We start from the raw sequence: 25,550 nt of genomic DNA on the forward strand, positions 1-25,550 counted from the left end.
CATGGATACCGTGTCTCCTTTCCCGGGGAATGGCTATGGTACAGCGAAGGTGTAGCACTATTGGGATCAGTTATTTAGAGCTGATTTTTGTCAACCAAGAGCAGGGCGCTGTTCCCTGCATCGCACCGAGCCATCAGTGAAATAAGAGAGAGGCTGGAATGGGCTGTAGATTTTCTGTCAAAAAGCTCTCGCCGAACAAAACAGATAAAATATACATAAAACAGGATCTTGGGAGGGATTTGAATTGACGTTTTTTCTTAAGGTCCTGTACATGAGGCTTAACTATGGTTATTTCCAATAATCCATAAAACCATCCTTAAAATGAAGATATCTCCACCCCAACGACTTGTTCAGTTTTTCTACTCTTGGCCAAACAGCATCAGCATTTTCTCGGAACAATACCCACATTTTTGAATGCTCGTTATAAACAGAGCATTTATAACCCCAACTCCTCATCAATAACCCCATGCTTTGATTCGTATGAAAAGCACAGTGTACAGGTAGTAAATACATCCAATTCGGATCCTTCGGCACCGTTGCAGGGATAAGAGTATGTATTGCCAAACACCCAGTATCACTCACATAAGATTCTATTTCTTCTAAAGTATCTCGATTTCTAACATGTTCAAAAACTGCCGTATTAACCACTAGGTCAAATGACCTTTGTTTAAGATCACTTATATTTACAGAATTAACATTTGGGGTAAAAAATTTATCGTAAGTCAATAACTGAAAATCAAAGTAATCTTTAAGTAAAATAGCTATAGCTCCAACTCCACAGCCCCAGTCTAACCATTTACCTACATTAATGAGTTTTTGTTTAGCCATGAGTGAGAGCATTAAAGACTGATTAAAATAACGTTGATTACGATTGTATGGGTTACCCTCGGTGAAATGAGTTTTAGAATGAAATGCGTCATTTAAACCACCCCATTCTTTTTCTGACATTTCAAAATGAGTTTTGGATGCACAAAATCCACAATAAGAACATTTCCAATAATCAACATGAGTTAAGTTGAACTCATTGAATTCTTTTGTAAAAAAATAGCTCATGAGAGAACCACAGATGATGCATTTCATAATATTAATTATCTCCTTCCTGTAGTAGTTCATGTACAGGACCTTAAGCGGCGAGTCCATTTAAAACGCCTTCCAAGGTCCTGTTCTGTATCGACTTTCTCTGCTTGGTTCGGCAGGCGTTCTTGGCCAAATAATCGGCAGACCATTCCAATCTTTCCCTTATTTCTGTCAGCGCCCTATAGGCCACTGCTTCCAATAGCGGTAGCCACCACGTCGCACTGTTCTTCGACGCTTTCAGCATCGATAGCGCCCCACTCATCACACTCTGCGCGACCCGTCTCTTCATCACCAGCGACAGCAGGCTCGTCCACACCAACCCCTCGGCAATCGCTTTCTCGCCCGTCACAACCCCCTTGAGCCGGTTGTGCGATTTCCACTCTTTAAATAACAACTCCACCTGCCAACGGCAGCGATACAGGCTCATCACCTGCTCTGCTGACCATGCGGCTCGCGGTAGGTTCGTCATCCACAGACAGAACCGCTTTTCCTCGGCAAACCAGCGCCGGATCAACCGGTACTCGACCTGGCCGGACTTCACCACCATATCCAGTACCTCGGCCGGACAGCGTCGCCGTCCGGCCTCTTTCAGAGACAGTCCCGCCAGCTTGGGTACTTCCCGTCCATCACCGCGCCAGGCTTGGATTATCTTGGGGTTCAGGCTTTTCGTGCCGCGCACCAGATAAAATCCGCCAGCGTCGTTCACCTGCTCAAACCAAGCCTTGTCAATGTAACCTGCGTCAGCCAGCAGCAGGCAGTTGGTCAGCGTGTGGGCTTCAGGCAGAAATTGCCGTTCCCCTGCGGTATCGGCAGACACACTCATGCACAACGGGCTCTGCTCCGACAGCGACATGGTCATATGGCACTCGATAGCTGCCGGACTGATGGTCTTGAACCGGCCGGGAAAATCAGCAGCAAGGCGCCGATGCACCACAAAGGAGGTGCCATCGTGCAGTAACACCTGCTTGAACGCGCCGAGGGAAGCCGCTTTGAGTTGATGGTCGATACGCAAGGCGATGGCCCGCTCGACCAGGGCTTTCATAAACAGGGCAAAGCTCTCTTTGCGCAGCTGATTGTGAAACGGTTTGTAAGAAACCTGATGGGTGTTCACCAGTTGCAAGGCATTGAAATGGCGGTGTAAACCGGCAATGTCATTGACCTGGTCGCCTCCCATGGCCCGCAGCAGTGCAGGGACGAGCATGGCAGGGGTAATGGCGCGCTGACGCAGACAAAATTTGCAGAGCCGAGCAATGCGCTCGAGTGCGGCGGGAGCCAAGAGTTGCTCCAGATAGTAATTAGCGTTGATAATAGTCATAGACTTCGCGCGTGTTGATTTTGTTTGGCGATAAAATCAGATCACAAACGAAGCCTTTTTTATATCTATTTCAATTGGTTGCCGCTAAAGATCCTGTACATGTGTAGTAGTTAACTACATCCGAACACTTGCTTAGACTGTGTTCTCAAAATGTGATTTTCTGTTTGCTCATCAACAATCCCCGTAAGTAACTGATCTAACCCACTGTCGATGGATGGACACCTCGTTAAGTGAGTAAAATCACTGACAGAGGTGAATCATGAGCAAAGCAACAACGGAACAGAAAAAGAGCCGTACTCGTTACTCGCGGCAGTACCAGGATGAAGCCTTGGCATCGGTCGAGCGAGTAGGGATGAGTAGGACTGCAGCCCAGTGGAACCTCAAAGAACCCCAACTCTATGCTTGGCGCACCAAGGCCCGGCAGGGCGTGAATACAGGCGAGCGAGAACAACAATTCGTTAATGAAAATATCCCGCGTAAGCACCAACCGGCTGAACAAGCAGAAAAGTTGGTCCTGATAAAAAAGCGGTTTTCAGATTGATGCCACACACCTTGGCCGCCTTTTTCAACGAAAGTCCCTAGCGTAGTCAGTCGTAGTCCACTTGGGCTTATGGTGTAGCCTGGCCTGCGTGCTCTTGTGTAGCTGCTTGAATGTCTTGCCACAGGCCAACCGCGATAGCGTTGCTGACTATGAGTTTGGCCCCAATGAATGGCCCCGGTGGCATGACAAATGGGAACAATCCAGTCGCACCGCCAGCCAGCTGCTCGGCCAGGGCCTGATGCTGCAGGTTGCACCGTAGTGATCGTGGATATGCTCCTGGGCAGGCTCCAATTGCGGGGGAGTCAGCTCAGCAGGGAAGCGAAGAAATGCGAAGAAAGGTCCGTTATCAACGTTGGTTTACCCATGTCTGAATACTTGAAATAAGTATAAAGAAGCCACCAATAGGTTTCAGGAACAACGACCAGATCAAACCTGCTCATATGAGAGGGTTGCTAAGCATATTCTCACTCAGTTTCATTCAAGTTGTATCAATTTCGGATACAATGTAAATCACTCCACTATTAAAGTAATTTACTTTTTAGAATGAATATTGGGCGATTCAAAAACTCACCATACTCATCATTTCGAACAATGTTTTCATCATTTTTAGGTAGATATGTTACTCCAGTAGATGTTTGTACTGCAATTAAAGTTGATATAATATCCCAATATCCTGTAGTAACCGACTCCAACCACTCAATAACTTCCGACTTGGTACCATTGTTAAATAACGGCTTGTTAAGGTCGCCCTTCCAGTTATATCCCATCTGAAATACTAAATATGACCCTAAGCTTGAATATTTTCGCAACATGTCTGCGGCAGACGCGAGGCAACCGCGCTCATCACTCACAACACCAAAGTCATCACCAATATGATGAAGTACGTTAAGCAAATATATCAGGTCAACCTTTTGTACTTCTTCTGAAGGCTGAAAATATTTACTGTAGACTTTCAGCCTGTCAGATATACCTATCATATTGGCAGCCAACTTTACAAACTCACAATGTTCGGGATTACCCTCATAGTAGTGAACCAGACTACAACCTCTTTGAATACTTTCAAAAGAGAAATATCCCGTATTACCACCAACATCTAATATGGTTAAGTCAACAAGCTCAATATATGACTCAATAGCAAAAAAACGCTCATACTCAAAGCGATTAACACTAGGTTTAATCTTGCAATTATAAAATAAATTCTCTACGAGAGGATTCAGTTTTTGATAATGAGCATGCTTACTCATTTTATAATAAAGCTTTTCAAGTAGTTCACTATTCATTATGTTAGCTCCAATATTTCAATCCAATTTGGATAGTATCTGAGCGCATATATATATCGTTCGACATAAACGTCCCCAAACCACCAAGCATCGCCACCGCATCTGTATCTTCTAAGTGACAAGTACAAAGCGAGGAAGATATGCTCTCAATAAATCCACCCATCCAAAAATATTTAGCATTCTTATTAAAAATCCCAGTTTTAACAGAATAAGAGACTCCTAGCCAATCATTTAAAAAGTTAATAAATAGATTATGCTGTGCATCAACAAAAAGTTGGGATGGCCCCCAGAACCTGGGATTTGCCTCTATCATATAGTACTTGTCTTTATATTTTTTCAGTTCAATCATAACTAACCCAAAAAAATTCATGCTGGATAGTAATTTTTCATAACTATCTGATATAGATGAACTGTGGATATCACTTAATACAGACGCAATAACTGACTTTCCATTGGGTTGTTGAATTAAATTCCGCATTGAGAGCTTTTCTACTAAACCTGAACGTTCGAAGTAATAAAGAAGATAGTAGGTCTCACCAGACACGTATTCCTGAAAATAAAAATCATCACAATCAGCCCTAGCAAAAAAACACTCTAAGTCATAGTTATTCTTTAGTATAACAGGACTATGAATTTCACCTAGCTTCGACTGATACTTTATTGGTTTCGCTACGAATGGAAGATTTTTTTCTTCCGGATTTAAGATTTCACGAGGAACAAGTAGTTCATGTTCAGAACATATTTGACTAAATGACTTCTTATCAGAAATCATCTCATAAAGATTATGATTAACGAGAGGGATTGTAACTCCTAAATCTTCGAAAAACTCATACTCGCTTAATAAATATCTATTCAGAAACTCTGACGATGGCGCAACAACCATTGCTTCACAGCTCAACATAGCCTGCGATAAAGTAATACAACGTTTCAGGTCATCTTTATCTAGTGACTTTACACTACGAATAGCCGCAACGTGACTCTTATAGTCTGTCGACAAAATACAATCCTCTGCAGATGCAGCAATAATTGCAAATTTAATCTCCGTAATAATTAAAGTTCTTATAAATGCAATGACAGCCCTTGGATTATATCCTGAAAATATCAAAACTCCTGAGTCACTTTTCTTTCCATTTTTTGATAATGGTATAGCATTAGCTTTCATTTGGAACCTACCAAAAATAGGCTTTTGAGATTAAAAATATAGAGCATAACATCAGCAATGAATATTTTTGATCAATGCTATTATTCTAGTTATAGAGTCAGAATCCAGACCTGGATATAAAGGTAAACAAATTACACTACTTGATAAGCTATTGGCATTGATGAGATTGTGGGGGGATGAAGAGGGAATTTTATTATACATAGGTATATTACTAATTAATGGATAAAAATATCGTCTTGCAAAAATACCTTCAGACTTTAGCTTATTATAAAGCATATCACGATTCATTATATAGTCATCGTTAACTAGGATAGGAAAATAGGAGTAATTTATAATCCCGTCAAGCTTCATCAGAGGAAGATCAATCCCTGCCACACCTGATAACTCATAGCAATATCTATCAAAAATAACTTTTCTTTGTGAGATAGCATCATTAACATACTTGAGTTGCAATAACCCAAACGCAGCATTCACCTCACTCATTTTGGCATTAATTCCAGGAGCAACAATAGTCACTTCATTGGCAAAACCGAAATTTTTTAGGTAATCAACCCGCTGCTTTAACTTGGCCGAACTTGAGATTATCGCCCCACCCTCGAATGTATTAAAAACCTTTGTTGCATGAAAACTAAGTACTGACATGTCACCATTATTCAAAATACTTTCGTCTTTGTATTTAGTTCCAAATGCATGAGCTGCATCATATATAACCCGTAGGCCATAATTATCGGCAATCCGCTGAATCTCTTCAACCTCACAGGGTGTTGAGTAGCAATGCACTGGTAGGATAGCTGTCGTATTCGGTGTAATAGCCTCTTCGATTTTTGTAGCATCTATATTAAATGACCCAGGTTTAACATCAACAAATACCGGGGTAAGATTATTCCATATCAGAGCATGACTGGTTGCAACGAATGAATAAGGGGTCGTAATAACCTCACCCTTTATTCTTAATGCCTGCAGAGCCGTAACCAAAGCCAAAGTGCCATTGGAAAATAAGGACAAATGCTCAACACCTAAATATGAGCATAAGGCTTGCTCCAGCTGCTGATGAAAAGGCCCATTATTTGTTAATTGATGATTTTTCCAGATCTCTTCCAAATATGGAATAAATTCATCTAAAGGTGGGAGATATGGCTTTGTAACAGGAATAATCCTCATTCTAAAATCCCCTAGTTCATACTGGTATTCAGATAAACATCATCTTCAGATAATCCGCGCTCAACCAAAAATCTTTGCGCTGAAGAAAGTATACTTTTACTAATTAAGTCTAAAGTCAATAAGTCATCGACAATTACAAAATGACAGTCTAAACCCAACGCATTAGATAAGCTAGCGCGTATCGAATGCCCCCTAAAAATTGGAGTTATGACAATTACATCATTTTTCTTAAAAGAATATTCTTCTAGCTCACAACTAGATAATACATGTCTTTTTTTAAGCTTATAAAACCGCCCTCTATCAATAACGCTAATTATATTTCGGTCATCACCAATAAGAGCATCAAATATAGTACCTGCACCGAAATATATTATTTCGTGCGAAGGGTATAAAATTAAAGTCTTTCTTATTTCATTCTCAATAAGTGAATAAAACTCATTCAGGTAAGCAAGAGCACTGATAGAATGAAGTAATGAATGTAACTCGAGAGTATACCTGAGTAAGTGACTGCGACCAATATCACTATATCCATTCACAGAGAGATTGGATATGCCCTGAGAGAGAGAAATCATTTTAATACAATGTAAAACTTTCAAGTTAATATTGCTTTCTCTTACACTAGTCCAAGAACCTGGCACACACTCTCTATAAACTGACATTGCATCTCTTAGATATAGTGCACCTGCAGAAACTCCTATCAATTTAATAAAATGATCACTTGCATCAAGCCATGGATATTTTTCAAAAAAGTGATAAAATGACAGAAATGAACTGCGTCGTATCATAATGGAAGATATATGAACTGTATTTGTCATAAAGAAATTACTTGCTGACACAAACGGAATGAATAAGGTATCGTTTGAATCAAAATCAGAATAATCCCCATATGAACCACAAAATGATCCAGTTTCAACATTTAATCTAATTGTTGGATGAAATGAGATATTACAATTCAATTCATTCATTAATCCTGAAACTTGCTTTTTAAGTTTATTCTTTGATGACCAATAGTCGTCTCCTTCACAAAATGCGATATACTCCCCTTGAGATTGCTCTACAAAGAAACGCCATATAGAAAGCCGATCTCCTTTTGAATAAACATTCTCTGTTCTTTTCAAACTTATAATGAGATTGGGATACTTATCTTCATATTCATCAATTATACTCTGAGAGTTATCTTGAGATGCATCATCATGCACTAAAACCTCATATTTAAAATTGGTATCCTGCATAACGACAGAATCTAGAGCACACCTCAGGTACCGCTCATGATTGAATGAGATTAATAATACTGAAACCAGAACATCAGGTTTCGAAACACCAGTTACATGATTTTTTTTAGTCATGTATCAATCCCAATCACAGAACGATTTGGGAGAAATAGCCCAATTTGAATTTATTAAAATCTGACCTGCTAGCATCATCACACCACCTCAATATCAGGACAGGCTGACATCAACAACTCATATATTTCTTGATAGTAAGCATCTGAAGCAATAACGACTGCATCAATATTAGCAGAGTGTATTTCACTAGGCAGTAATATTGGTATGTTATACTTATGGTTAGATCTTGCTGGATTTTTGTCAAATAGGCATGCTGGGACAATACCTGCAGACTGTAGCAGTTTGTAAATCCTGTTACCAATTTCACCTGCACCATATATGGCGAATCGGTTATTATGCTTTCTACCAAGTGATAATATTTTATTTAACCGCTGGTCATCAAAGCGGTATCCAGTACCTAGCAGATACACTCTATAATCAAGTAACTCTTGAGTCTTTATCGAAATAGACGAACTTGCTGACCCTGAAATTGCTCTAAGAGGTTGATAAAGTGAAAACAAATCCGCATGCTTATATATAAATCCAAGCAAGAGCTGTGACTCTCCAGGGCTAAGATAGCTCCCTAATTGATTCAATTTTTTGACAAGTTCAATAATCAGATCATCAAACTCATGGGGTATCAATATTGGTCTCTTATCTAACCTCAACGACAGCCCTGACAATATAGGTATCAGATATGAAGATCGCATCTTCTCATCAGACTTTAGTAATATGGATACATTATACAACCATACATCCAACATTGCTTTTTTCATATTTTCTACATTGGTAGACATAGAGCCACTACGCCGATGATATACAACGCCCACCTCATGCAGACTTATAAAACTGGCTTTATTAAGTGCCATTCTAAAGATCAAGTCATAGTCTTCACACCCACCACTAGTCCTTGTGGTTACATCAAAACCATGCGCATCTATCAGATCCTGCTTGCGAAATAAAAAGGAATGCACCGGAGCCAAATTATCGATCATTAACGCAGGGATGACATCTCCAAAGGCAGGGTATATATCTCGCGATATTTCACTATCCTCATCAATATCTTTATAACCAATAACACTGATGCTTCTTGGTGACTTGCCGATACATGCAGCTTGTGCAGTCAGACATCCAGGTAGAAGTGTATCATCGGCATCAAGAAACTTTATTAATTCTCCTGCTGCATTGTCTATTCCAGTATTTCTTGCTGCAGATAATCCGTTGTTTGATTTTCTAATTAAATTTATAGGGAAGGAATACTCTTTTTCAGGATAAGTGACTGGCGTGACCGAGCCATCATCAACGATGATCACTTCTAGGGGATGATAATTCTGTAGTTGAATAGAATCGAGGGCCCTCTCAAGATATATTTCTTGTTGATAACATGGAATAATTATGGAGATCAACATAGATTATTTCGCCCCAAAATAACATTATTTTTTGCAAGCCAACCCATCACTACTATCGAGATGATATATCTTTCTGACATAGGTTACATATCTTATTCTGTATTTTCTTAACTATAATTAATTAAGAGTAATGTTATATTTTTCTTAACACACTTATACAGTCCATATCTCTTACACCCCAATCCATAACCGTCTGGCTGATCACCTCAAAACGATGATGCTTGGCTATAAAAGTAATATCATTCCTTGATACATTGCTTCTCCCACCAACATTCAAACTCCACAGATCCAAGACTCTCATCTGATCAGCCAAGGTCGCCAAGTTGGAATGATGCATGAGCACATACCCACGAGGTCGCAATACCCTACTAAATTCACTGAGATAGAAATCAAGACTCTTGTATGAAAAGTGCACCATGGCATCCCACGAATAGACCAGACTCAGAGAACCGTCAGCTTGTGGTAGTGCACCAGCCGCATTGCACTGAACTTGTACATGGGGGGATTTGGCAAAGCGTTCACGGCAAAAATCAACCGCCTTGGCACTGGCATCGATCAGCTGTAAATGTTGGCAACGCTCCAGCATTAGTTCTGCTATACGTCCCTCTCCACAAGCAAAGTCCAATACATTGCTATAGTCCAGTTCTCTTTCCCACTGTTCAAGAATTGGTTTTATAAACTTGTTATATTGAGCTAGGGTAGCAAGTTCAGCTGACTTATAATAAGCCCCCCAGTCATAACCTGACGGAGTCGCACTCAATCTGGCCTGGATGAGATCTAGCACATCAATTTTTTGCTCATTCCCTATCGTGATCAATTTTGATGCAGGAACTCCCTGCTTCAATAAATATTCACTTATCTCATTCTTGAATGCCTGTGATGCAATAATAATCTGATCAGGCTGCTGCCAATCCATTAAATTTGGGGGTAGACAAGCCAAATTTTCCTGGAGTTCTTTTGACTGGAACTTTCGGTCTACTAACCAAGAAACTTGGCAATAGTTGACTGCACTTAATTGGTTTAGGAAGCTCTCACTTATCTCACCAGCGCAATATATAGCAACTGTCGCCCCCTTTTTAACCCTGTCAAAGGGAAACATTATAACATTCATTATATTATCCTGATAAACGATTATAGAATAAAACAAAAGCAAGCATTTTATATATAAGCAAGACCAGCATTCGCCCCTATTTCATCTATAATCTCGGCCCGGTAAGGGATGGATGCAATTATTATGGCATCAATCGCTTTTATATCCAAAAGGTGGTTACTTATCTTTATACCCATAAATTCGCCATTTATATTTTTATCGACAAAATGAACTATTGAATACTGACTCATATTATTTATCATTTCATAGCATAAGCGCCGACCTCTCTGACCTGCCCCCCAAACGACAACGCGCGCACCATTAGGAAATTTCATTTTCAAGCGGGACAATATTTCCATATCATCTTGATCAAGATATGTCTGTAGCGGCTCACATGCATATTCAGTTTCAGCTCGACTTTCTAGGTAATGATCCTTGAAAGGATGGACACAATATGCATGCCAAGGTTTTTCCTGACCACAGAAATGTACCAAGACAGGCATAGGCACATCCTGTTGCGCAAGATGATTAGGTTGAGCATTCCATTTAGTATCGAGATAGAATGTTTTTTTCTCCAATATAATGTTTAAAGCATCTTGGTCATTGTGCTCAAAACCATTATTATCAATGAGTAAGCCCAATGCTTGTTCACTGATATTTGTTTCTCGCCATTTATCTAGGTCCATCAGCATAAAACCTGCGTTGAAATACTTTCCGGAGGATATTCCTCGTTCCTGTTGTTTCTCTTTATCATATCCCAATATATGATCAGAGACCACGGCGACGACTGCCCCCCCCATCTCAATCGACCAAAGCGAGCTGACATCCCCCACAGCAATCATGTCAGCATCGATAAACAAAACCTTATCAATATTTTGCAAGACATGTGAGATAGCAAACCTATAATAGGTGACCTCATTCAATCTATTATTATAGAGGCTGCTGATAGGGATGTTTTTATAACTTGGTAAGTTATCATGAAACTTGATTACTATGTTTTCAGAATTCAACTTCGATAGCTTAAGTATATTCTCTCCATTAAGTCGAGCTAGAATATGACATTTCAGTTGGAAGTCCTGATTGAGATATTTCCCCAAGCTATGTATCAGGGCTGCCAAATGAACGGAAAAGGAATCATCAATACAGAAAGCAGCATGAATTATTTTTTTCATGTGGTTACTTGACTCAGTTAATGAAATACATATTCGATCAGCCAAAAATTTTCTCAAGCACTCGCTCTGGCTCATTTTTATGTTGCCATGCAAACTCATGGCGATCATCAAAAAACCACTGATACTGAACGGAATCAGTAATGAAATGATCAAACAACGCCCAGTTTCTGGCACGCAAAAAATACAGAGCAGTGGAAAACCAAAGATGGCTTTTCCCCCTTTTCACCAACAGCTCATCCATTCCTGCGTCAAGCGCTAAGTCACACGCGGCCAGCATATCTTGCAAGGCAAGCTTACGACATTCATCTGAAGCACGAATAGTTCCACAAATGCTGCCACCATGGACTCTATAACGCCCATATACCTGTGGAATACGGTCTATATTTCCCCCCAGATAAGATGAATTGATAATATGCCAGGAGTAGTCGTTCACTACATGGCAATCAAGATTCACTGCATCCAACATTCTTTCATGCCGGCGGAAAGCACAGGAACTGGTATTGAAAAAGAGCCCATACTGGACCAGATGTTCCGGACCCGCTCGATCAGGGATATATTTGGCGTTGTAATAATCCCTGCTGAATAGCGAGGTGGTACGATTTGAGTCGCTATCAAATACTTCTGCCTCGTGATATACGAAACCACAATCGGGATGCCTATCCAGATGATTGGTCAGCGCCTGCAGCTTGCCGGGTAGAGCCAAATCATCTCCATCGACATAAACCATATACGTTCCCCGAGCTTGTTCCAGCAAAGCACGTATTGTCAGGCACACCCCTATGTTTTTTTTGTTTTGCAAGACACGCAATCCCGGCCACTGCCGCGCCAGCCGCTGCAAGATAGCCCAGGAGTCATCACTCGAGCCGTCATCGATGGCGATCACCTCGAACTCGAAATCCGTTTGCTGCTCGAGCAGGCTGAGCAGGCAGGGTTCGATGAAGCGCGCCAGATTGTAGACAGGCACCAATACGCTGACTTTCATAGGGAAATCCAAGAGAAGATGAGTAGAAAAGAAGCGGATGGGAGAAAATGGGCAAGGCTACCGCACGGTCCCTGTCAACCCTTCCCCCCTCTCTGTCAGGTTTTACTGCAAGAGATATGCCTGACCAAGCTAATCCATTGAAGCTGCGGGATTTATGTGAGCCACACCCGATTATTCATGCTGGGCGAGGCCACGGCTGCAAACTTGCAGCATGTCGATGCCATCCCAGTGCCACTCGAATGCCAGTGCCTGTCCCGGCGCCACCACCCGATCTATGCGGCAGGCGGGCGCATTCGGCAAGGCATCCTCAAGCTGCGCCTTGTGTGCGCCGACCCAGACACAGGTCTGCATATCCCACGGCTGCAACAGCAGCTCATCCAGGGTATCGGCCACAAACTCGGCGACTGTACCTCCTCCGACGTGTGCGAGCCGCAGGGAGGCGGCCGGAGTCAATAAGGTGACACCCGGGAATGTGCTCAGCTGCATCTCACCGTCCAGGGCGGCATTTTGTTGACTGTGGATGAGCCGCTCCATCACCAGAGCGGGATCGTCGGCAAAGGGAGCGAACAGGGCCACCAGCAGACGGCGGCGCAACGCTTCGTCGGGCTCGCCCAGCCAGCAGAGGGTGGTGGGGGAGGCGCAAGCCTGCTGATTGAAACGGGTACAGTCCTGCTGCAGGGCCCCCAGGGTCTGTTGCCAGCCCACAGCATCCAGCCCGGCCAGCCAGTGGCTGTCTAGCACCGCCATGGAGCGGCGATCCGGAAATACCACTTCCTGTGCACTTGGGGAGAGAGGAATGGCCCGCACCTGGCGGATGGTCTCGTCGCCGCCCCAGATGATGCGCAGCCGGCAGCTGGCCGACAACCAGCCTGTGGTGCCTTCGTCGTGGCCATAGCGAATGAAGCGGGTGCGCATGGCGATCCCCTGCCACTCAACCTGGCTGAAGAGGTCGTTCAGTATGGCCAACATGGCATCCTGCACCGGATCGCGGCGCGATGACAGCCGCACCACGCAGGGATTGCCCATCAGCAGGGCCATCAGCCAGGAGTAGAAGGCCACGGTCGGTACATTGGAGGGCACCAGGTGAAACGTGACCCCCACCGGCCCCCGCCCCTGCAGCCGTTGCCGCTCTCTGGCCAGCTGGCGCGGCCGCAGCCAGAAGCCGAACGCAGCCAGATCGGGATGACGCAGTCCCTCCTGTTGCAGACGTGCCGACAGGGCCGCCACGAAGTCGCAGATGACGGGAGCAAAACAGGGTAGCGGCTGCGGGCAGAAGGTCTGCCAGCTGGCAGCCGGTGCCACGAAGCTGACGTCGGGCCCCGTCAACCAAAACCCCTCTGCCGCCTGCGGCGGCGTCACTGGAAGGTGTCGCTGCATCCCCTCACCTCGGCGCCTTGCTGGCGCCCTGATACCTGAAAATAACGGCCATGGCGGCCACAGGGGCAGTCATCCTCCCCCAGCAGCACGCCGAGATCCTCGGTCAGCAGGCTGTGGCCCGGATAACTGCCGGGAATGGCGGAGAGCACCTGCAACAAACCGGGCTGACCGACCCCGAGTGGCTGATGGGTGAGCGGATCGCGCACCTGCAGATCGGCAAACACGGGGGCATGCAGATGCCCCTGCTCGCACTCGACGAAGATGGATCCCACCTGCTCCACCATGCCATAGAAGTTGTGTACCCGACCCAGCCCAAACTGCTCGCGGCAGCGCGCCTTGAAGGCGGGATTGTCCACCGCCAGATGCTGCAGCTTCTTCCAACCACCGCTGTGAAACAAAATACCCTGCTCAAAGGGCAGGTGCAGTCCGCGCTCGCGCAGGGGCTCCAGCAGGCATTGCCAGACCATGAAGGTAAAGCCGAACAGCAACACAGGCTGACCGGCGTATTTGTCACAAAACGCCTCTATCACCGGCCAGCTGGGCCGCATCTGCTCGTCGAGGGCATAGGTGTGGTCACGGCCGAGGAAGGAGAGCCCCAGGGCGCCTGCGCCGCGCGCCGAAAAGCCGTTGCGGTTCTGGATGAGGGCGGGCTGCTCCACCAGCAACATGGGCAGACGCTGCTTGCCGACAAACTCCTGCAGTATCTTCACCAGCACCTTGCTCTGCAAAGCTGCGGTCTCCCGATCCAGCACTATCCGTGATGGCGCCCCCGTGGTTCCCGACGAGGTGAGCACCTTGAACACCTCGGCCTCGGGCACGCTCTGCCACTGGGCCAGCTTGAACAGCCGGGCCGCCAGATAGGGGAGCTCGCCATAATCGGCAGCCTCTGCCGTCCAGCCGAAGGCATGCAGCACATTGGCATAAGGGGCGCAGTGCTCGACATGGTGACGGGTCAGGGCATTGAGCCGCGCCAGCAACAGCGCCTGTTTGGCGGTCTGGGGCAGGTCGAAGATGGGGGCGGCCAGCAAGCTTTCCATCACGCCTCCTCCGCCAGTCTGGCCAGGGCAGCATAGTCAATCTTGTGGTTGACGGTGCGCGGCAGTCGTGCAACCTGCATCACCCGCACCGCCCGTGGCGGCGCCTGCAGCCACTGCGCCAGCTCGCGCTGCAAGCCGTCGGCCGTCAGTTCGCCATGGGGTTCGACGACCACCAGCAGGCAGTCATCACGCCCGCCGCACGCCCCCGACCAGCCCCAGCGATGAAGCTGGCTCTCGACCTCCGCCAGACTGACACGCTTGCCAAACAACTTGAGAAAACGACTGAGACGACCGCAGATGTAGTAACGGCCCGCCTCGTCACTGCGAGCCAGATCGCCGGTGGCCAGCTCTTGCAACAGGGCTCCCTGCGCCAAATCCTCGGCGGCACTGGCATAGCCCAGCATGACGTTGTCACCGCGATAGACCAGCTCACCCTCCCCGGGGTTGCCCCCCTCCAGCTCGCGCAGGGAGAAGTGGCCGCCGGGAATGGCGCGGCCGATGGCATCCGGGTGAGTGACCACCTCGTGCGCCGCCAGCCAGGCCATGCGCGCCGTCGCCTCTGTCTGGCCATACATGACGAAGAAGCGCCGCCCCAGCCGCAGCGCCTGTTCGGCAAACTGCTGCGCCAGCGCGGGTTCGAGTCGTCCCCCCGCCTGGGTCAGGGTCTGCAAAGAAGGATACCGGGCCCAGTCAAAGCGCAGCCGGGCCAGCATCTGATAGGTAAAGGGCACCCCGGCAAAACTGCTCACGCCGTGCTGCTCGACCTGCTGCCAGAAGGTGCGATCCAGCACGCTCCCCTCGCTTTGCACCAGGGAGGCCCCCACCAGCAGATGGCTGTTGAGCACCGAGAGGCCATAGGAGTAGAACAGCGGCAGGCTGGTGATGGCTCGTTCAGTCGTCGTCAGCGCCAGATAGTCGGCGATGGAGGCCGCGTTGGCCGCAAGATTGCGGCCCGAGAGGCGCACCCACTTGGCACTGCCCGTGCTGCCCGAGGTCGGCAACAGCACCGCCAGCTCGGGGTGCAACAGTGGGCTGGTATCCCTGAGACGGATCAACTCCCCTTCTTCATTTACCCGGCAGGTCACTGCGAACTGCTGGCAGCTGGCATCGTGCTGGCTCGAAGGGAGAGCAGGGTCCGCCAGCATTACCGCATGTCCCAGCCTGAGGGCGGCCAGATAATGCAGCAGATGGGTGGTACGGGTGAAGAAGGGCAGATAGACGAGGCTGCGCTCACTCGGGTAAGTCGCCGCCACTTGTGTCACCCGATGTGCCAGCTCGCCGTAGGAGAGCCAGCCATCCAGCGGATCCAGCCAGGCCGGCGCCGGGTTATCCTCATGCAGATGAGCGAGTAGAGGATGGAGTTGCTTCATCAGACCAACATGCCTCCATCCACGCCTATGACCTGACCGGTCACGTAACTCGACAGGTCGGAGGCGAGGAACAGCGCTACCTTGGCCACCTCGTCCGGCGTGCCGATCCGCCCCATGGCGATGCTGGCGAGACGCTCGGCGAACTTCTGGTCAGGGATGGCACGCGCCATCTCGGTATCGATGAAGCCGGGGGCGATGGCGTTGACCCGGATCTGGCTGGTGGCCAGCTCCTTGGCCAGCGACTGGGTGATGCCGATCACCGCCGCCTTGCTGCCGGCATAGCTGCTCAGCCCGGCGGCGCCCACCCGTCCCATCAGGGAAGCGAGATTGATGATGCTGCCGCCACCGCTGCGCTGCATCAGGCGGGCGGCATACTGGCTGCAATAGACAACGCTGAAGCTGTTGTGACTGAAAGTCTTCTCCAGCTGGGCCTGATTGACCATGCCGAGCAGTGCCTCTTCCAGCACACCGGCATTGTTGACCAGCACATCCAGCTGACGAGTCTGGGCAAACAGCTGCTGAAAGGCCTGCTTGACCGCCTGCGGCTCGGCCACGTCGAAACAGAGCGGCTGGCAGGGGACACCGAATTCGGCGCCAAGGGCGGCCGCCAGCTGACTCATGGCAGCTTCATCGCGGCCCCCCAGCCAGAGCTCGGCCCCCTGCGCGGCAAACTGGCGGGCGATGGCGAGGCCAATGCCGCGCCCGGCGCCCGTGATCAGCGCTCGCTTGCCCTGCAGCAGCCCCTGCATCAGAGGGCGACCCCGTATTTAGCCAGGATCTCCCGCGCCTTGGCGACCGAGCTCATGTCGATGATGTCATCGGTATCGAGCAAGACGCCGTAGCAATCCTCCAGCTGGGCTATCAGGCCCATGTGGGCGACGGAGTCCCACTGGGGAATGCTGTTGTAGGCCAGTCCGTCGCTGACGGTGCCGACGTCTATGCCGAGGGCATCGGCGAAAACCTGTTCCAACGCTGTAGTCATCTGAAAAATCTCCGTAGCCGTTCACGGGCGGCATAATAATCGGCGGGTTGCAGTTCAAGGGCGAGAAAGTCGCCCTCCTGCCCATGTTGGCGATAACCCAGCTGCTCGTTCAGGCGCAGGGCGGCGCAGTTGCCCGCGCGCACCAGGGTGCGGATGCAGCCGAGCTCGAAGGTATCGAAACCCTGATCGAGCTGGGACAGGGCGGCGGCAACGGCCAGCATGGGGTGACGCACGCTGGAGGTGCCCAGATAGAGGCCCGCATCGGCCACCGGCTGACCTTGCAATGGCTGGTGCGCTTCCCCTTTCAGATTGACGTAGCCTGCCCGCTGACCCCGACACCAGAGCACCCAGTGTTGCTGATCCGGCCGCTCACGGCTGCTGACAAACCACTGCCGCTGCTGGCGGGGGGAGATGAGCGCCTGTTCGACCATCTGCAGCCGTACCTCATCCTGATTGCGCCAGCGCCTCAGTGTGGGCAAGTCCCACGGCTGAACCGGGCGCAGCTCGACACCATAACTCATGCTCAATACCACCCACTTCCCATCACTTGCCCATGTTATCGACCATAGCAGGGCGATTCCGTAGCAAAGCTCAATAATATAAGATGAAAACTCGGTATAATCTCAAAAATAATCAAAGAGTTGTCAGCAATTATCCGGGCGGGGATGCCAGATCCCGTCCCTCAGGGAGAGAGCACCATGGCCATCGCCATCATTCCAGCCCGGGGCGACAGCAAGCGCATTCCCCGCAAGAATATCCGCCCCTTCTGCGGCCAGCCCATGCTCGCCTACGCCATTCAGGCGGCCAGTGCAGCAGGCTGCTTCAGCCAAATTGTGGTCTCCACCGATGATGAGGAGATCGCCGACCTGGCCCGCCAACTCGGCGCCGAGGTGCCCTTCCTGCGCCCCGCCAGCCTGGCCGACGATCATACCGGCACCACCCCAGTGGTGATCGATGCCATCCGGCGACTCGACGATCTCGGCATGCAGGCGGAATACTACTGCTGCATCTATGCCACAGTGCCTCTCATTCAGGCCAGCGATCTGAGCGCCGCCCACGACCGCCTGCTCGCCAGCCAGGCGCCCTTCGTCTACACGGTGGCCGAATTCGGCTTCCCCATCCAGCGGGCGGTGCGCATGGACGCACAGGGCAGAGTCAGTCCCTTCTGGCCGGAGCAGATGGCGAAACGCTCTCAGGATCTGGAACCCGCCTACCAGGATGCCGGCCAGTTCTACTGGGGCAGCCGCACAGCCTGGCTGGGGGGTATCAGCCCGGTGGGCGGGGAAGGGATCGGCCATATTCTGCCAAGGCACAGGGTAGTCGACATAGATACGCCGGAAGACTGGCACCTGGCCGAACTGCTCTATCGGGTGCTGAGCCAGGATGGCGTTTAACGTCGCCTTCCGGCTCGATGCCGGAGCCGAAATCGGGCTGGGCCACCTGATGCGCTGCCTGGCTATCGCCGATCGGCTGCGGGCGGCAGGGGCCGAGTGCCACTTTCTCTGCCACGACCTGCCCGCACATCTGCTGCCGCTGCTGCGGCCCCATCACCATCATCCCCTGAGCGCGCTGGACGATGCCGGCCCCCTGTCCCAACTGCAGCCCGATTGGCTGGTGTTCGATCACTACCAAATTGACCACGTGGTCGAACAAAAATTGGCGGTCCACTGTGATCAGTTGCTGGTGATCGACGATCTGGCCGATCGCCCGCACCACTGCCAGTTGCTGCTGGATCAGGGACCACTGCGCACAGCCGCCGATTACCAACCGCTGATCCCGGCCGATTGCCGACTATTGCTTGGCACCGACTATGCCCTGCTGCGGCCCGCCTGTCGCCTGCTGGCACGACAACAAACCAGCCAGTGGCAGCGAGGCCTCATCTGCTTCGGCGGCGCCGACCCGGCCGGTGCCTGCCTCACTACCCTCAACAGTCTGGCCCGCTTGCCCTGGGCGCGAACCATTAGCTGGACCCTGGTAGCAGGCGGCGCCAACCCCTTCTGGCCCGAGCTGGAGCAGAGGGTGGCCGAGCTGTCCGAGCTCAAGATCGCGCTGCTGCGCCAGAGCGATCAGATGGCGCAGTTGATGAATCAGCACGACTTCGCCATCGGCGCTGCCGGCGGCATGACCTGGGAGCGGGCCTGTCTCGGCTTGCCGACCCTGGCGGTGCCCATAGTCGACAACCAGCAGTTCAACGACGAAGTGATAGCCCGCTTCCAGCTGGCCGAACGGCTGACGCTGGACGAGCTGGCCGAGCCGGCACGGCTCCTGCAGGCCTTGCAGCAACTGGAGCGACAGGCTGATGGCTATCGCCAGCGCGGCCAGCAACAGGTGGATGGCCTGGGGCTGGATCGTCTCACCGCCTGGCTGCTGCCCCAAGCCGATTATCAACTGATACCTGACGACCAGCAGTGGCGGTTCCAGCAGGATGACAAGCATCTGCTCACCCTGACCCTGTGCGGCCCGCAGCTGGTATGGCAGGCCCGGCAACCACTTCTGGCACAGGAGTGGCAAGAGCTGGCACATCACTTGCAAACAATTTTCTCCCAATTTCCCCTCTATCTTGCCGAGCCACCCAAGATAGCGCCCCCTGCCCCCTGGCAGCCGGCGCCGCAAGGCTGGCAACTTGGCACAGGAGCCTGACCACAGATGCAGATCGCCCATCAATCCATAGGCCCGGCGCAGGCGCCCTATGTGATCGCCGAACTCTCGGCCAACCACAATGGCAACTTGGAACGCGCGCTGGCCATCATGACCGCCGCCAAGGCAGCCGGAGCCAGTGCGGTCAAGCTGCAGACCTACCGACCCGACACCATCACCCTCAAAAGCGACAGGCCCGAGTTCCAGATCCACGGCGGTCTTTGGGATGGTCACAGCCTGTATGACCTCTATGAGTGGGCGCACACGCCGTGGGAGTGGCATCAGGCCCTGTTTGCCAAGGGACGCGAGCTGGGGTTGACGGTGTTCAGCAGCCCGTTCGATTTCAGCGCCGTGGATCTGCTGGAATCCCTCGACTGCCCGGCCTACAAGATTGCCTCCTTCGAGCTGGTAGACCTGCCCCTGATCCGCTACGCCGCCCAGACCGGCAAGCCGCTCATCATGTCCACCGGCATGGCCAACGAGGCCGAGATCGCCGCCGCCGTCGAGATGGCGCTCAAGCATGGCAGCGGCCAGCTGGCGCTGCTGCACTGCGTCAGCGGCTATCCGGCGCCCGCGGCCGAATACAACCTGCGCACCATCCCCATGCTGCGCCAGCGCTTTGGCGTCGAGGTCGGGCTCTCCGATCACACTCTGGGTTCGGCCACCGCCATCGCCGCCACCGCGCTCGGGGCGACCCTCATCGAGAAACACTTCACCCTGGCCCGCGCCGACGGCGGTCCGGATTGCGCCTTCTCCATGGAGCCTGCCGAACTCACCGAGCTCATTGCCTCGGTCAACACCGCCCATGCGGCGCTCGGAGTGGCCGACTACCAGCTCACCCAGAGCGAGCAGGGCAACCGCGCCTTTCGCCGCTCCCTCTATCTGGTCAAAGATATTACGGCCGGAGAGGCGCTCACCGCCTCCCACATCAAGTCGGTGCGTCCTGCCCTCGGCCTGCCTCCCGCCGATTACGATCGACTCATCGGCAAGCGGGTCAGTCGCGACATGGCAGCCAATCAGCCGCTGAGCTGGGAGTGGATAGACAAAGATGAGTGATGAACTGTTCGCCCAGCACGGCAGGCTTATCCGCCAGCGCTGGCCAGCCCTCTGGCCCCGCCTGCTGGCGCAGGACGTGGAGAGCATCCAGGCCGAGCTGACCGAAGGGCTGGGCTCGACCCTCAGCATCGACGGCATCCAGCTCACCAGTCGTCATGACAGGGTGAAAGAGGCCGAGCTGCAGGCGGCCAGCCTGCCCGAGGTCGCCGTGCTGCACCTCTACGGTACCGGGCTCGGCGATCTGCCGCGCGCCCTGCTGGGCCGCACCGGCCTCAAGCGGCTGGAAGTGAAGATCATGAATGGCGCCCTGTTTGCCCTGGTGCTGCGGCTGCTGGACCAGCAGGATTGGCTGGCAGATACCAGGGTCGAACTGATGATGGCGGGGGACGAGAGCGAGATCCGTCTGCCCTTCTTCGCCCTGCCGCCCGAGCTGCAGCTGGTGGAAGACGCCGCAGCCCGTATCCGGGACCGGCTGGTGAGTGAAATAGAGTTGCCGTTCGTCCTGGCCAGGTTCGATGCCGAGCACCCCGACATTACTAGGCGGCTAGCCGAAAACCGCGAGCTGCTGGCCGGTGATGGTGATGTGGCGACCCTGTTCGGTCTGGCCCGGGGCAAGCAGGCCCTTGTCGTGGCAAGCGGCCCGACCCTGCAGCACAACCTGGCCACCCTGCAGAAGCAGTTGCAGAGCCGTCGGCAGGACTACCTGCTGATCAGCGTCGATACTGCGCTGGCTTTTTTGCTGCGCCACGGCATCCGACCCGACATAGTGGTCACCATCGATGAGGCCATCTACGGCGACAGGCTGCCTGCCGCCCAGTCGGCCCAAACCACCCTGGTCTACTATCCCATGGTCCCTACGGCAGCCCTGCTGGCCTGGCAGGGGCCGCGCAAGGCAGCCTACTCCCGCAGTCCCATGTACCAGACGCTGAGGCAGGAGATCCCCAAGGGAACGCTGCACTCGGGCGGCAGCGTCATCCATCCCGCCGTCGACCTCGCCGTGCAGATGGGCTGCCAGCAGGTCATTCTGCTGGGAACGGATTTTGCCTTCCCCGGCGAGCTAACCCACTCCGGATGGGCGGATGGGGCGCTCGGCCCCAGAGCCAGCCAGGCGCTCAGCTGGACCCTCGATGGACACGGGCGGCGGGTCAAGACCAATCCGAACTTCTCCGCCTATCGCATCGAACTTGAACGATACATAGCGCGCCATCCCGAGGTACATTTCTGGAACAGCAGCCGTGAAGGGGCCGAGATAGCGGGTTGCAGCTACCACCAGGAGTACCTGTTATGAGGGATAGCCTGACAACCCGCATCAGGGCGCTGGCACACCAGTTTCGGCTGGGACAATCGGTCGCGGCGAGTCAAACCCTGCCCGTTTTGCTGCAGGAGGCTCTCACAGAACGAGGCTCCTTGCCCCCCGAGCTGATAGCCGCCCTGCTCCGCAGCCAGGAGCGGCAAGACTGGCTCGGGCTGGCCGATTACCTCGAATATGAGCTGGTGCATACCCTGACGGCCCCTTCCGCCCCCACCACAGCAGGAGATGTTTCATGATCAAGGCCACATCCAATTCATCTCGCAAGGAACTGTCACGCCGCCAAGCGTTCAGCTAATTTTGATCTCCAACCCACTGCCCGCAGCTGAGCTGCAGAACAACCAGTGCCTCTACCCGACATTCCGCACCTGATCAGGGATTTATTTTGGCTATGTCCCCATTACGTGTTGCATGGGGTGCCCCAGCGCCTCATGAAAACACGCTTTGATATTCATCCCCCTTCCGTAACGTTCCAGCATCCTGCGCCAACCCAGATAATTCCAGAGGTAATGGGTCACCACGCCATGGATGTCGTTACATCCATTATAAAAATCACAGGCAACATATTTACACCATATTGCCAACCGTATTTTCAGCTCTCGTGTACAGCTCTCGCTCTGACGGTAATGACCTGCAGCCTGATGGCTTTAGGCATAACTAAAAACCTCCACATGGTCATACGTTATGCCACTGAGCTCTATTGAATCGAATATCTCTTTATAGAAGCTGGATGCGATCACCAAGTTACTGATATGTGTGCCGTTAAGAATGCTATAATGGTCAACTTTCAAATTTACACCTGGGATAGTAAGATTAGACTTATTCCTATCTCCGTCAACAACAACTATTTTGGTATTACCCAACACATTTCGCTCTATTTCATTCAGAAGAATTACAGATGCGGATCCTGCTCCCCACCAAAAAACAGTATCTTTACCTCTAAGAAAGTCATTAACTCTCTCACGATATGATTCATAGCTATTTTTAATCCCCGTAAGATTTTCTATATATTTTCTCTTGTCGAACACGAGATTAATTTCGCGATATCGTACGTTTTCACTCTTAGTGAAAACAACTCTTAGATTGCCATTTTCAATGAAATAATCTATTATTTTTAAATAATTGGCTCGAGACAAAACTTGCATGAAATAAATATTATAATAGAATAAGTGTTGAATGTGAAAACCACCAAAGTTTGGTACCTCAATTACGATTTTCCCTGTCTTATTCAATGTTTCAGACATTAATCTAAAAATTGAGAATGGGTCTTCAAAATGCTCGAACACATGCATAAGATAATAGCCATCGATTTTATTCTTAGCATGACTGGCATCAAAATAACCTTTTATGACATTGAGTCCCAATGCCTTCGCACTATCAGCCTGAGGGCCTGGCTCAATTCCCGTCACATTCGAAAAGCCAACATCTCTGAGTTTTTTCAAAAGATACCCTTCCGAACAACCAATTTCTATTATTTCATCATTTACACTAAAATTCTTTCTGATAGTATTAATCATTCCATCATATTTAGTAACGCCAATATTATTTAGCGGGGAAATATATGAATAGTTATCATATATCTCAGTTAACTCTTCCGAGGATAATTTCTTCGACGCAAAGCCGACTAGGCAATCCTTGCAAGCACTAATCTGCATATCTGCCACTTTCACAGGAAAACTGCCAGAATATGCAGATAGGACTGTTGGCATTTTTCGCTCAAGAAAAATCAATGTGTTATCACTGTGACAATATGGGCACTTCATAATTCTTTCCTTAAAGCATGACCAAGGTAGATAAAGTGGCATTTTTCTGTCATACAAGACATGTGATATTCGATAAGGAGTTGAGGTATGAACACTATCGTATTTACCAACCCCATACACTCCAAGTAATTATTATTTTGTAAGTGCATTTTCAAGAACGGGGCTATGTTGACGTAGCAACCCCGCGTCAAGAAGTGATCTAGCGAGTGGCACCACCCGCCAGAAAGGCACCTTGATGGTCTCGGCGATCTCGAACAGGGTCAGCTGGCCATCGCTGTAGGCCAGCAGATTCATCATCTCCCTCACCTGCCAACCGGAATAGCGGGTCGACAGATCCGGATAGAGACCCCGTTTGCCCAGCTGGGGCTCTCCCAGCACTGTCACCTCGCAACGCTCATCCAGTTCCAGACACTCGATAGCCCGGCGCAGCGCCAGGAAACCGCCCGCCAGACCGGCAGGGGTCACCAGCGAGAGATCATCGAGCGAAGTGTGGTACTCGGCATAGCAGCCATATTTGCTGCGCATCAGGGTAGTGACCGGCAGGTCGATGCCGGGGGCGCACAGCTGGCGCTCGTTGGAGCCTCGCTCCAGGAAGCTGTAAGCCTTGTAACCCGGCGCCAGGTGGCCCAGCACATGACGGCCGATGCGATCGGCCAGCGTGTTGCCCTGGCGTGAGGGCAGGAAGGAGTAGCTGCGCTCATCTCCCAGGCAGGTCAGGTTGAAACCGGCCAGGGTGTGCTGCTTGAGGTGGTCCAGATGGCGGGAGAGATAGACGATGGCCCCCAGGGTTTCAGGCACCAGCATCAATCGATAGCTGTAACGGCGCTTTGGCAGGGAGGCGAGCCAGGCCATCAGGAAGACACCGACACAGGGGCCTGACAGCTCGTTGTTGGCCATGGAGGGGTGGCAGGTGTAGCTGGACAGCAGTATCTCCTGCTCGCTCTCTCCCGGCAGCACCCACTCGCCATAAGTGAGCGAGCCCGGCGCCAGGCTGGCGTCGATCACCACCTCATAATCCCCCTCCGGCAGCGCCTCACGCACCTTGTGCGGCAGGCAGAAGCCCCAGCGACGCTTGTAGTAGGAGGTGACATAAGGGATGGCATCCGGCATGTCGGGCAAGGAGTGCAGATGAGGCTGCAGTTCGGCTAGGGAAAGGGTGCAGCGCACCGGCTCCGAGTAGCCCACCAGATGCAGGTTGTGATCCTTGAAATCCACCACCTTGCGACCGTCCGGCCCCACTATGTAGGCCTGCTGTACGTTCCACTCATCGGGCACTGTCCAGTCGAAACATTCGGTGCCGCTGGCCACCTCCCGGATCTGCAGATCAGGCAGGCAGTGCTGGCGGATCAGGGCCAGAGTCTGGCGCACGCCATCACCTGTCAGGCTGCGGTTGAGGGGGAACAACACCTCCATCAATCGATAGATACACTCCCCAACGAGCGGGCTATTGTGCCAGTCCTCTGGTAACTCAAAACATGATGCTGTCATAATCTTCCAGACTGAAG

Annotated in this window: 24 protein-coding genes and 1 pseudogene; 6 read left to right on the forward strand and 19 right to left on the reverse strand. The window is 50.9% G+C overall.

Annotated features, from left to right (window positions below; all coding sequences use genetic code 11):
• Positions 1-288: 288 nt before the first annotated feature.
• Positions 289-1,113: a methyltransferase domain-containing protein gene (locus OKC28_RS09730; protein WP_270688994.1), complete on the reverse strand. Its 825-nt coding sequence runs from the start codon at positions 1,111-1,113 to the stop codon at positions 289-291.
• Between the two features lie 10 nt (positions 1,114-1,123).
• Positions 1,124-2,392, reverse strand: a complete 1,269-nt coding sequence (locus OKC28_RS09735; protein ID WP_270688996.1) for an IS4-like element ISApu1 family transposase — start codon at positions 2,390-2,392, stop codon at positions 1,124-1,126.
• A gap of 259 nt (positions 2,393-2,651) precedes the next feature.
• On the opposite strand from OKC28_RS09735, the gene OKC28_RS09740 reads away from it, so the two are divergent.
• The gene (locus OKC28_RS09740; RefSeq protein ID WP_270688998.1) at positions 2,652-2,933 is read left to right on the forward strand and encodes a hypothetical protein; all 282 of its coding nucleotides are present in this window, start codon (positions 2,652-2,654) and stop codon (positions 2,931-2,933) included.
• Positions 2,934-3,454: 521 nt separating this feature from the next.
• Here the strand turns inward: OKC28_RS09740 and OKC28_RS09745 are convergent.
• The 14 genes from OKC28_RS09745 to OKC28_RS09810 form a co-directional block, all read right to left on the reverse strand.
• Positions 3,455-4,213 (reverse strand): class I SAM-dependent methyltransferase, encoded by a 759-nt coding sequence (locus OKC28_RS09745; protein WP_270689000.1) that lies wholly within the window; start codon positions 4,211-4,213, stop codon positions 3,455-3,457.
• A gap of 4 nt (positions 4,214-4,217) precedes the next feature.
• Entirely contained in the window at positions 4,218-5,375 is a 1,158-nt protein-coding gene (locus tag OKC28_RS09750; RefSeq protein ID WP_270689002.1) for a hypothetical protein, read from the reverse strand.
• 51 nt (positions 5,376-5,426) lie between these two features.
• Positions 5,427-6,536 (reverse strand): DegT/DnrJ/EryC1/StrS family aminotransferase, encoded by a 1,110-nt coding sequence (locus OKC28_RS09755; RefSeq protein WP_212540826.1) that lies wholly within the window; start codon positions 6,534-6,536, stop codon positions 5,427-5,429.
• A gap of 11 nt (positions 6,537-6,547) precedes the next feature.
• Positions 6,548-7,882 carry a glycosyltransferase family 2 protein gene (locus tag OKC28_RS09760; RefSeq protein ID WP_270689004.1) on the reverse strand — a complete coding sequence of 445 codons (1,335 nt, stop codon included), beginning with the start codon at positions 7,880-7,882 and terminating at the stop codon, positions 6,548-6,550.
• Between the two features lie 77 nt (positions 7,883-7,959).
• On the reverse strand, positions 7,960-9,270 hold the full coding sequence (locus OKC28_RS09765; protein ID WP_270689006.1) for a glycosyltransferase family A protein: 1,311 nt from the start codon (positions 9,268-9,270) through the stop codon (positions 7,960-7,962).
• Between the two features lie 133 nt (positions 9,271-9,403).
• Complete coding sequence (locus OKC28_RS09770; protein ID WP_270689008.1) at positions 9,404-10,381, reverse strand: class I SAM-dependent methyltransferase; 978 nt, start codon at positions 10,379-10,381, stop codon at positions 9,404-9,406.
• A 47-nt stretch (positions 10,382-10,428) separates the two neighbouring features.
• A complete protein-coding gene (locus OKC28_RS09775; protein ID WP_270689010.1) occupies positions 10,429-11,532 on the reverse strand; it encodes a glycosyltransferase family 8 protein in 1,104 nt (367 codons plus the stop codon).
• A 37-nt stretch (positions 11,533-11,569) separates the two neighbouring features.
• The gene (locus OKC28_RS09780) at positions 11,570-12,514 is read right to left on the reverse strand and encodes a glycosyltransferase family 2 protein (RefSeq protein WP_212540831.1); all 945 of its coding nucleotides are present in this window, start codon (positions 12,512-12,514) and stop codon (positions 11,570-11,572) included.
• A 171-nt stretch (positions 12,515-12,685) separates the two neighbouring features.
• A complete protein-coding gene (locus tag OKC28_RS09785; protein ID WP_270689013.1) occupies positions 12,686-13,891 on the reverse strand; it encodes an acyl-CoA reductase in 1,206 nt (401 codons plus the stop codon).
• The gene (locus OKC28_RS09790; RefSeq protein ID WP_270689015.1) at positions 13,870-14,928 is read right to left on the reverse strand and encodes a LuxE/PaaK family acyltransferase; all 1,059 of its coding nucleotides are present in this window, start codon (positions 14,926-14,928) and stop codon (positions 13,870-13,872) included. Before OKC28_RS09790 ends, OKC28_RS09785 begins: the two co-directional genes overlap by 22 nt.
• On the reverse strand, positions 14,928-16,298 hold the full coding sequence (locus OKC28_RS09795) for an AMP-binding protein (RefSeq protein ID WP_270689017.1): 1,371 nt from the start codon (positions 16,296-16,298) through the stop codon (positions 14,928-14,930). Before OKC28_RS09795 ends, OKC28_RS09790 begins: the two co-directional genes overlap by 1 nt.
• Positions 16,298-17,047, reverse strand: coding sequence for an SDR family NAD(P)-dependent oxidoreductase (locus tag OKC28_RS09800; protein WP_270689019.1), 750 nt, complete (start codon positions 17,045-17,047; stop codon positions 16,298-16,300). The genes OKC28_RS09795 and OKC28_RS09800 overlap by 1 nt, the downstream gene beginning before the upstream one ends.
• On the reverse strand, positions 17,047-17,280 hold the full coding sequence (locus tag OKC28_RS09805; RefSeq protein ID WP_005318271.1) for an acyl carrier protein: 234 nt from the start codon (positions 17,278-17,280) through the stop codon (positions 17,047-17,049). Before OKC28_RS09805 ends, OKC28_RS09800 begins: the two co-directional genes overlap by 1 nt.
• Positions 17,277-17,813, reverse strand: coding sequence for a GNAT family N-acetyltransferase (locus OKC28_RS09810; RefSeq protein ID WP_270689023.1), 537 nt, complete (start codon positions 17,811-17,813; stop codon positions 17,277-17,279). Before OKC28_RS09810 ends, OKC28_RS09805 begins: the two co-directional genes overlap by 4 nt.
• Positions 17,814-17,978: 165 nt before the next feature.
• Here OKC28_RS09810 and pseF point away from each other — a divergent pair, with 165 nt between their 5' ends.
• The 5 genes from pseF to OKC28_RS09835 are packed head-to-tail and all read left to right on the forward strand — an operon-like array spanning position 17,979 to position 22,521.
• Positions 17,979-18,674 carry a pseudaminic acid cytidylyltransferase gene (gene pseF / locus OKC28_RS09815; protein ID WP_270689025.1) on the forward strand — a complete coding sequence of 232 codons (696 nt, stop codon included), beginning with the start codon at positions 17,979-17,981 and terminating at the stop codon, positions 18,672-18,674.
• Positions 18,664-19,920, forward strand: coding sequence for a UDP-2,4-diacetamido-2,4,6-trideoxy-beta-L-altropyranose hydrolase (gene pseG, locus OKC28_RS09820; RefSeq protein WP_270689027.1), 1,257 nt, complete (start codon positions 18,664-18,666; stop codon positions 19,918-19,920). Before pseF ends, pseG begins: the two co-directional genes overlap by 11 nt.
• 6 nt (positions 19,921-19,926) lie before the next feature.
• Positions 19,927-20,973 carry a pseudaminic acid synthase gene (gene pseI, locus OKC28_RS09825; protein ID WP_265457747.1) on the forward strand — a complete coding sequence of 349 codons (1,047 nt, stop codon included), beginning with the start codon at positions 19,927-19,929 and terminating at the stop codon, positions 20,971-20,973.
• Complete coding sequence (locus OKC28_RS09830; protein WP_270689030.1) at positions 20,966-22,261, forward strand: motility associated factor glycosyltransferase family protein; 1,296 nt, start codon at positions 20,966-20,968, stop codon at positions 22,259-22,261. Before pseI ends, OKC28_RS09830 begins: the two co-directional genes overlap by 8 nt.
• Positions 22,258-22,521 carry a hypothetical protein gene (locus OKC28_RS09835; protein WP_270689032.1) on the forward strand — a complete coding sequence of 88 codons (264 nt, stop codon included), beginning with the start codon at positions 22,258-22,260 and terminating at the stop codon, positions 22,519-22,521. The genes OKC28_RS09830 and OKC28_RS09835 overlap by 4 nt, the downstream gene beginning before the upstream one ends.
• 150 nt (positions 22,522-22,671) lie before the next feature.
• Here OKC28_RS09835 and OKC28_RS09840 read toward each other — a convergent pair.
• From OKC28_RS09840 to OKC28_RS09850, 3 genes and pseudogenes are all read right to left on the reverse strand, one after another.
• Positions 22,672-22,809 (reverse strand): annotated as a pseudogene (locus OKC28_RS09840) (IS1595 family transposase); the annotation flags it as partial.
• Between the two features lie 120 nt (positions 22,810-22,929).
• Positions 22,930-24,045: a class I SAM-dependent methyltransferase gene (locus tag OKC28_RS09845; RefSeq protein ID WP_249217800.1), complete on the reverse strand. Its 1,116-nt coding sequence runs from the start codon at positions 24,043-24,045 to the stop codon at positions 22,930-22,932.
• 132 nt (positions 24,046-24,177) lie between these two features.
• A complete protein-coding gene (locus OKC28_RS09850; RefSeq protein ID WP_270689035.1) occupies positions 24,178-25,533 on the reverse strand; it encodes a DUF4910 domain-containing protein in 1,356 nt (451 codons plus the stop codon).
• Positions 25,534-25,550 lie beyond the last annotated feature (17 nt).

Source organism: Aeromonas sp. D3 (genome assembly GCF_027705025.1).
In the GTDB taxonomy this organism is placed as follows: domain Bacteria; phylum Pseudomonadota; class Gammaproteobacteria; order Enterobacterales; family Aeromonadaceae; genus Aeromonas; species Aeromonas salmonicida.